Annotated in this window: 4 protein-coding genes and 1 pseudogene; 2 read left to right on the top strand and 3 right to left on the bottom strand. The window is 66.0% G+C overall.

Going from position 1 to position 7,588, the window contains the following annotated elements; all coding sequences use genetic code 11:
- The 3 genes and pseudogenes from Q1J95_RS12680 to Q1J95_RS12670 form a co-directional block, all read right to left on the bottom strand.
- Positions 1 to 1,712, bottom strand: a 1,712-nt coding sequence (locus Q1J95_RS12680; RefSeq protein ID WP_300268104.1) for an ATP-dependent helicase, incomplete at its 3' end; no start/stop codon positions are given.
- An 83-nt stretch (positions 1,713 to 1,795) separates the two neighbouring features.
- Positions 1,796 to 4,948 (bottom strand): lamin tail domain-containing protein, encoded by a 3,153-nt coding sequence (locus Q1J95_RS12675; RefSeq protein ID WP_300268101.1) that lies wholly within the window; start codon positions 4,946 to 4,948, stop codon positions 1,796 to 1,798.
- 228 nt (positions 4,949 to 5,176) lie between these two features.
- Positions 5,177 to 6,163: pseudogene (locus tag Q1J95_RS12670) on the bottom strand (glycerophosphodiester phosphodiesterase family protein).
- Between the two features lie 89 nt (positions 6,164 to 6,252).
- On the opposite strand from Q1J95_RS12670, the gene Q1J95_RS12665 reads away from it, so the two are divergent.
- Complete coding sequence (locus tag Q1J95_RS12665; RefSeq protein WP_300268099.1) at positions 6,253 to 7,152, top strand: Bax inhibitor-1/YccA family protein; 900 nt, start codon at positions 6,253 to 6,255, stop codon at positions 7,150 to 7,152.
- A gap of 141 nt (positions 7,153 to 7,293) precedes the next feature.
- Positions 7,294 to 7,566, top strand: a complete 273-nt coding sequence (locus Q1J95_RS12660; RefSeq protein WP_300268097.1) for a GlsB/YeaQ/YmgE family stress response membrane protein — start codon at positions 7,294 to 7,296, stop codon at positions 7,564 to 7,566.
- Positions 7,567 to 7,588: the final 22 nt, after the last annotated feature.

The raw sequence follows: 7,588 nt of genomic DNA, 5'->3' as shown, positions 1-7,588 counted from the left end.
GCGACGAACTCGTCGAGGTTCTCGACGCGTGCCTCGTCTTGCGGATCACGACTCGCGCGCAGCGTGTCGAGGTAGCCGCTCTTGGCGAGCAGCAGGGTGAGCCCGTCGGCGACAGCCGTGGGCGGGGGCACCTCGCCGGACGCCGGAACCATCAGTTCTGTTGCCTCTGTCAACACGGCATCGAGCTGACCGATCGCCGCCTGGATCTTCGGCCCGACACCGAGCTGGGCCGGCGTCGACAGGGCATCACGGAAGCTGATGCCGTTCTCTTCGGCGAAGCGCGCGATGGCTGTCTCGGTGACATCGCCGATGCCACGGCGAGGCTTGTTCAGGATACGTCGCACAGACATCTCATCGGCCGGGTTGGCGACCGAGATGAGGTAGGCCAGGGCGTCTTTGATCTCGGCGCGCTCGTAGAACTTCGTGCCGCCCATGATCTTGTATGGCACCGCCGAGCGGATGAAGATCTCTTCCAGCGCACGTGACTGCGAGTTCGTGCGGTAGAACACCGCGATCTCGGAGTACGGCATGCCCGCACGGTGCATCGCTTCGACCTCGTCGGCGACGAACTGTGCCTCGTCGTGCTGCGAGTACCCGGTGAACCCGACGATCTTGTCGCCATCGCCCCGGTCACTCCACAGCTTCTTGTCTTTGCGGTCGAAGTTGTTGCCGATCACGGCGTTGGCCGCCGAGAGGATGTTCTGGGTCGAGCGGTAGTTCTGCTCGAGCAGCACGACCTTCGCGCCAGGAAAATCGCGCTCGAACTCGCTGATGTTGCGAATGTCGGCGCCACGGAACGCGTAGATCGACTGGTCGGAGTCACCGACGACCGTGAGCGATGCTCCCTCGGATGCCGAATCGGCCGCCGTCGGCTCGGGCTCGAAGATCATTATGCCGTTCGACTCGAACCCGGCACCTGTCGACGCATCCGATGTGGGCCTGGTCAGCTCATGGATGAGCGCGTACTGCGCGTGGTTGGTGTCTTGGTACTCGTCGACGAGAATGTGGCGGAACCGGCGCCGGTAGGTGTCGGCGACCTGGGGGAACGCACGGAACAGATACACCGTCTGGCCGATGAGGTCGTCGAAGTCGAAGGCGTTCGCCTTGCGCAGGTTGCGCTGATAGTCAGAGAAGACCTCGACGAACTTCTGCTCTGCCGGGTCGCTCATGTTCGCATCACGCGCGTATGACTCGGCGTCTTGCAGTTCGTTCTTCAGCTTCGAGATGCGCGACTGCACCGCCGCGGGGGTGAGGCCGTACGCATCGGCCTCATGGTCTTTCACGAGGCGTTTGAGCAGCGCCCGCGAGTCGCCGGAATCGTAGATCGTGAAGGATTTCGTGAACCCGAACTGCTCGGCCTCGCGGCGCAGGATCCGCACGCACGCCGAGTGGAACGTCGAGATCCACATGCCGCGCGATGCCTCGCCGACGAGATCGGCGACGCGCTCACGCATCTCGCCCGCCGCTTTGTTCGTGAAGGTGATCGCGAGGATCTGGCTCGGCCACGCCTCGCGCCCGCGCAGCAGCGAGGCGATGCGCCGGGTGAGGACGCTCGTCTTGCCGGAGCCCGCGCCCGCGACGATGAGCAGAGCGGAGCCGCGATAGGTGACGGCCTCGAGTTGCTGCGGGTTGAGCCCGGCGAGCAGGTCGTCGCGGTCGTCTGACCCGCTGGGGCCGGCGGTGGAGGGAACGATGAGTGGCGCTTCGGTCATGGCGCTACGAGTCTAAGCCGAGCCACGGACGCTCGAGGGCGCGTGCGGGTTCACCCGGCACGCGCCCTCGATGAAATCGGATGCTACGACATCCGTGTCCGTCGCCGAACCGCCACGGCGAGAGCACCGCCGAGCAGCATCATGACCGCCAGAGCGATCATGCCGGTCGGCGTCTGCGCACCGGTTGCAGCGAGCCCAGCGCCGTCAGCACCGCCGGTGACCTCGATGCCGACCCAGCCCAGCAGTTCGCCGTCTGCGGCATACACCGCGATGCGGTGGGCACCGGCTACGGCATCCGTCGGAATCGTGACCGTGATCGCACCGGCCGCGTTCAGCGTGCCGGCGGCGAGGAAGGTCGGCTCGGAGTACATCCAGACCTCGACGTCCGCTCCGGCGTGCCGTGCACCGAGCGTGAGCGTCAGCTGGTCACCGGGGGCGACGGTCGATGCGCTCGCGGTCATGCCGCCGCGGTTGTCGTCGATCAGCGCCGTGTCCGGCAGCGGGGTGACCTGCGGGCCGGAGTCGCCCCCGCCCCCGCCAGAACCGTCGCCGGAACCGTCGCCCTCGCCGGAATCGTCGCCGTCACCACCGCCGGGGCCCTCGCCGGAGTCGTCAGCAGCAGGCCGAGTTCCCACGCGCAGCGACTCGGATTCGAATCCGTCAGCAAACCACCAGACCGGGCGTTGGCCGTCCTGTGACAGCGAGGCCGGCGCCGTGGCGAAGCCCTCGTTGTTGATGTCGGGCAGACCGGCTGGTGGCGCGAAGTGCGCGACCTCGGGCTGGTCGGTGCCGTTGAGCGTCAGCTCGGCCGTCTTGCCACTGCATCCGTCATCGCACATAGCCCACAGCGAGCCACGGACGGTGTCGTAGTCGAGACCCATGACGCCGGGCAGGCCCGGATCGAGAGTCGACACGAGCGTGGCGAATCCGCCCTGCTCCAGCGAGAAGGCGTACACCCCGCCGTTGTCCTCGACCGCGACGAGGAACAACCCGTCGCCGGGGTACGAGGCCGCGACGTAGGGAGCCCGCGTGTTGTCGTCGTAGAGCGCGCCGGCGAGCGCCGCATCCGACACCCACTCGACAGCCTCGACGCCGACGTTCGCGGCCACGTCGGGCAGCAGCGCCGTCAGGTCCCATTCGTTCGCGGCCACGAGGTCGCCGTCCGCGGCATCCGGGTCGACCTGGAGGATCTTGTTCTGGTTGACCGCCTTGTCGGAGTTGTCCCGCTCGGATGCGACGTAGACCAGGCCGTTGTCGTCGAGGGTGATCCCCTCGGTGTCGGGACCGGCGGCGCTCGGGTCGTCGGCATCCTTCTGGAAGCGCACCCGCTTGCCGTCTGTCCATCCTTCGGCCGCCTCGATCGATCCGTCAGCCGAGGCCGTCATCTTCCAGATCGTGCCGGTGCCGTTGTCGACGGCCCACAGGAACGTGCCCTCATCGGTGACCTGGACGTCGAGTCCGGAGCTGTCTTCGAGAAACGTCGGCACGGTATCGAGCACACGCACATCCGCGGAGCCGGGCCAGGTGCCGACCGGAATCTCGCCGACGCAGATGTTCGCGGCGCCGGGAGTGGACTCGGCCGTCGCGGCGAATACGCCGTCGGTGTCGGGGCAGCGACCCCAGGTGGGCACGGCGTGCTCTTCACCCAGCTGCGTTGCATCGACGAGCTGGTCACCGTCGAAGACACGAACCTGGTCGCCGCCGCCGATGCCGAAGCCGAGGTCGTCGATGACGAGGTGACCGCGGGCGGGGATGCTGGTATCCGCAGGGATCTCGTATGCGTGGCTGTCATCGTCGTCCTTCACGATGAGGCCCGAGACGTCGAGCTCCGAGCCGGTCGGGTTGACGAGCTCGACCCAGTCGGGGTCGCCGTCGGAAAAGACCTCGTTGATGCGCACGGGGTTGCCGCAGGCGTTACGCATCCCTGGCGTCTTGACGGCGACGTCGACGAAGTCGCCTGTGCCGTCTTCGCATCGCGCCCAGAAGCCCTCGGCGTGGTCCGGGTAGGTGTGCTCAGCGACCGTCACCCCGCTGGCACCACGGATCGTGACGGTGTCGCCACCGCCGAGCCCGAAGGTGAAGTGATCAGCGCCGTTGAAGACGAAGTAGGCGCCGGGCTCGAGAATCGTGCCGTCGGCCAGCGGGGTCACGTCGGCGGCGTGGCCGATGGGGTCGTCGTCCATCAGCGTCCAGCCCGAGATGTCGACCGGCGCTGTGCCGGTGTTGACGATCTCGGCCCAGTCGGGTGCCCCGCCCGAGTCGATCTCGTTGATGGCGACCGTCGGGGGAACGCACTCGTTGGCCGCGCCCTTTGTCGCGTAGGCGAGCACGAAGTCGCCGGTGCCGTCTGGACAGCGCGCGAGCGTGGCAGCGGCGGCGTCGCCGTCGATGTTCGCGTGCCCCTCCCACGCACCACTGCGGTCGACGAGAACACCTGCGGCGTCGAACAGGCGAATCTCATCCGTGCTGCCGATGCCGATCGCAGCGTCAAAACGTGACTGCTCGCCGTCGACCAGGCCGATGGCGTCGGCCTCGACCACGAGGAATTCGCCGCCGGCGATCGAGGTGTCCGCGAGGAACGACCAGCGGTGGTCGTCGGAGTTGTCGCGCAATTCAAAGCCCGAGAGATCGAACGGCTCCGTGCCCGGGTTGTACAGTTCCACCCAGTCGGACGGCTGCGAGTCGATCTCGTTCAGCACGACAGAGCCGGGAACCGGGGCGAGGGCGCAGTTGTTCGCCGCACCGAGTGTCACCTCGGTCGCGTGCGCCCAGTCGCCGGTTCCGTCGGGGCAGCGCGCCCACACCGCGATCGGAGCGGTGTTCTCGTAGGCGTACTCGTCGACGGTCGCGCCCGTGCCGTCTTTCAGGACGACGGCGTCGCCCTTGCCAAGGCCGAATTCGAAGTCGGTGCCGTTCTCGACGACGAGGTATTCGCCGGGAGCGAGCTCGGTGCCGGCCGCGAAGATGCCGAACTCCTCGTTCTTGTCGTCGGTGTAGGTCCAACCCGCGATGCTGACGCTCTCATCGCCCTTGTTGAAGAACTCGATGCTGTCGGTGGGGATGCCCGAGATGTCGTCGTAGACGATCTCGTTGATCACGATGTCGGATGAGAATGCGGGTTCGTTGATGCGGATGCCGAGCGGCTCTTCAGCGGCAGTGGCTGGGGCGGCGATCAGCACGGCTGCGCTCATCGCGCACACCGCCGTCGTCGCAAGCCCACGATGCAGGCGAGACATGTGACTCCAGAGTCAAGAGGGAACGGGTTGCGTTCAGCCCATCGAGTCGCGCTGAAGGTCCGACGTCGAAAAGATGTCCGCCAGGTGAACGATCGATGGCCACCCGCCCCGCACCCCGAGGCTCCCCCGCCCCCCGAGATTGCATTCTGCGGATGAAACAGTCGGCATTCCGCGCGAAGTCATCCGCACAATGCAGTTTCACACGGCACGCCCGCGGATCGGGCAGGCTCAGGGGCGAAAGAAGCCGACGCCGAGATCGGGATGGTCGACGAAGACGCCGTCGACACCCGTACGCGCGAGCGCCCCCCATTCGGCTTCGTAGTCGCCGTAGGCTGTGCGGTCCCCACTCCCGCGGAAGCGTTTCGCGAGGAACGCGTTCTCGGGTCGCGCTGTCCAGGTGAAAACCTGAAGCCCGCGCGCATGCGCGTCTGCCACGATCGAGCTGTCTTTTGCGAGCAGCATCCGCTTGTTGACGCTGATGCCGTCGACGGCGCCGGTCAGCGCGTCGAGCCCACGCGGCGTCACTGTTTCGCGATACGTCGGAGCCTGACGACCGTGCACGATGACCTGGTCGTAGGGCCGGCCGGATGCCTCGATCAGATACACGTACGACGCGGCGATGCCCTCCGCCCGCAGTTGCGCGAGCACGGTGGATTCGAAGGCTTCGATGATCAGCGGCAGCTCGCCGTCTGCCCATCCGGCATCCGTCACTTCACGCACGATGAGCGGAACCAGATCGAGCCCGATGCTCGCAAAATACGTCGCGTGCTAGATCTCCAGCACCACGCCGATCTCGCGCCCGTGCTCGAGCGATGCGGCGCGCACGATGTCGAGCACGTCCATCAGGCGCAGCACGCCTTGCGCGTCGTCGAAGCTGGCGCTCGACGTGCGCAATTCGGGGAGTCGCTCACGGGATCGCAGGGTCGAGAGCTCGTTCCACGTGAAGTCCTCGGTGAACCAGCCGGTCAGAGCCTGCCCGTCGATGCGCTTGGTGGTCTTGCGGGCGGCGAACTCCGGGCGATCGGCGACATCGGTCGTCGTGGAGATCTCGTTCTCGTGCCGCACGACGAGCACACCGTCCTTCGACGCGACGATGTCGGGCTCGACGGCATCCACTCCCAGCGCCAGTGCGAGCTCATAGGAAGACCGCGTGTGCTCGGGACGATAGCCCGGGGCGCCCCGGTGACCGATGACGAGCGGAAACTTCCTGGGCATGATCTCAGGTTAGAACACCCCATCCATAGAATTCGCCCGGTATCGTAGAGGAAAGCGACCTTCAAACCACCTCTGGAGTAAGGCCCAACATGAGCAACTTCGCATTCAACGACCCGGCATTCAAAGCGCAGGATCCGCGCAATGTCGCGACCTACCCCGGCGGCCCGCAGGCCGGCGCTCAGACCGCTTCATTCCAGCACGGTGCGGTGGATGCCGCCTCGAACGCGCACCTCGAAGGCATGTATGCCGCTCCGTCGGCCGGTGCCATCGAGACCGACCGCATGAGCGTCGAAGACACCGTCTGGAAGACAGCCGGCCTGTTCGGCGTCCTTCTCGTCACCGCCGTCATCAGCTGGGTCTGGACCCTCGGCGGTAGCTTGCAGGCCGTGTATGGCGCACCCAGCACGATGGTTCCGATGATCGTCGGCGCGCTCGGTGGCTTCGTCCTCGCACTCGTCGTCATCTTCACGTCGCGCAAGAAGGTGCGCCCGGCGCTCATCTTCGCCTACGCCGCCTTCGAGGGGCTCTTCATCGGTGGCATCTCGGCGTTCTTCGAGACCATGTACCCCGGCATCGTCATGCAGGCGACACTCGCGACCGTCGCGGTCGTCGGCGTGACCCTCGCCCTCTTCGCCAGCGGCAAGATCCGCGCCTCCAAGAAGATGACGAAGGTCTTCATGATCGCGATGATCGGTTATCTCGTCTTCTCCCTGCTGAACATGGTGCTCATGTGGACGGGTGTCGTCGACGGCGCCTTTGGCCTCCGCAGCGCGACGATCATGGGAATCCCGCTCGGCCTCATCATCGGCGTGCTCGTGGTCTTCATGGCCGCCTACTCGCTCGTGCTCGACTTCGACCAGATCCAGCAGGGCGTGCGCAACGGCGCCCCGCGCAAGCTCGGGTGGATGGGCGCCTTCGGCATCATGGTCACCGTCGTGTGGCTGTACGTCGAGATCCTGCGCATCATCGCCATCGCTCGCGGCGATTAGTTCGCACCCGGTTCCAGAAAAGGGCTCGTTTCCTCGGAAACGAGCCCTTTTTGCATATTCGAGGCACGATCACAAGGGTCTGGCGAATTCTCATGAACAGGAGCATTCTTATCTCACCGCTACAGAGAAGGAGCACACATCATGGGTTTCTTGGCATTTCTCATCCTCGGATTGATCGCCGGCGCGATCGCCAAGCTGATCCTGCCCGGCAAGCAGGGCGGCGGCTGGATCATGACACTCATCCTCGGCGTCGTCGGAGCCATTCTCGGCGGCTGGCTCGGCGGCCTGATCTTCGGCGTCGGTCTCAACGAGTTCTGGAGCCTGTCGACCTGGGCCCTCGCCATCGGCGGCGCGATCATCGTGCTGCTGATCTACGGTCTGATCGTCGGCCGCGGCAACAAGGTTCGCGACTAGACCGGTTGCCCCGAGGCCTTGG

This window comes from Microbacterium sp. (genome assembly GCF_029263575.1).
Classification (GTDB): Bacteria; Actinomycetota; Actinomycetes; order Actinomycetales; family Microbacteriaceae; genus Microbacterium.
Note: the sequence above shows the minus strand (reverse complement) of the source record. Positions and strands in the feature narration are given on the sequence as shown.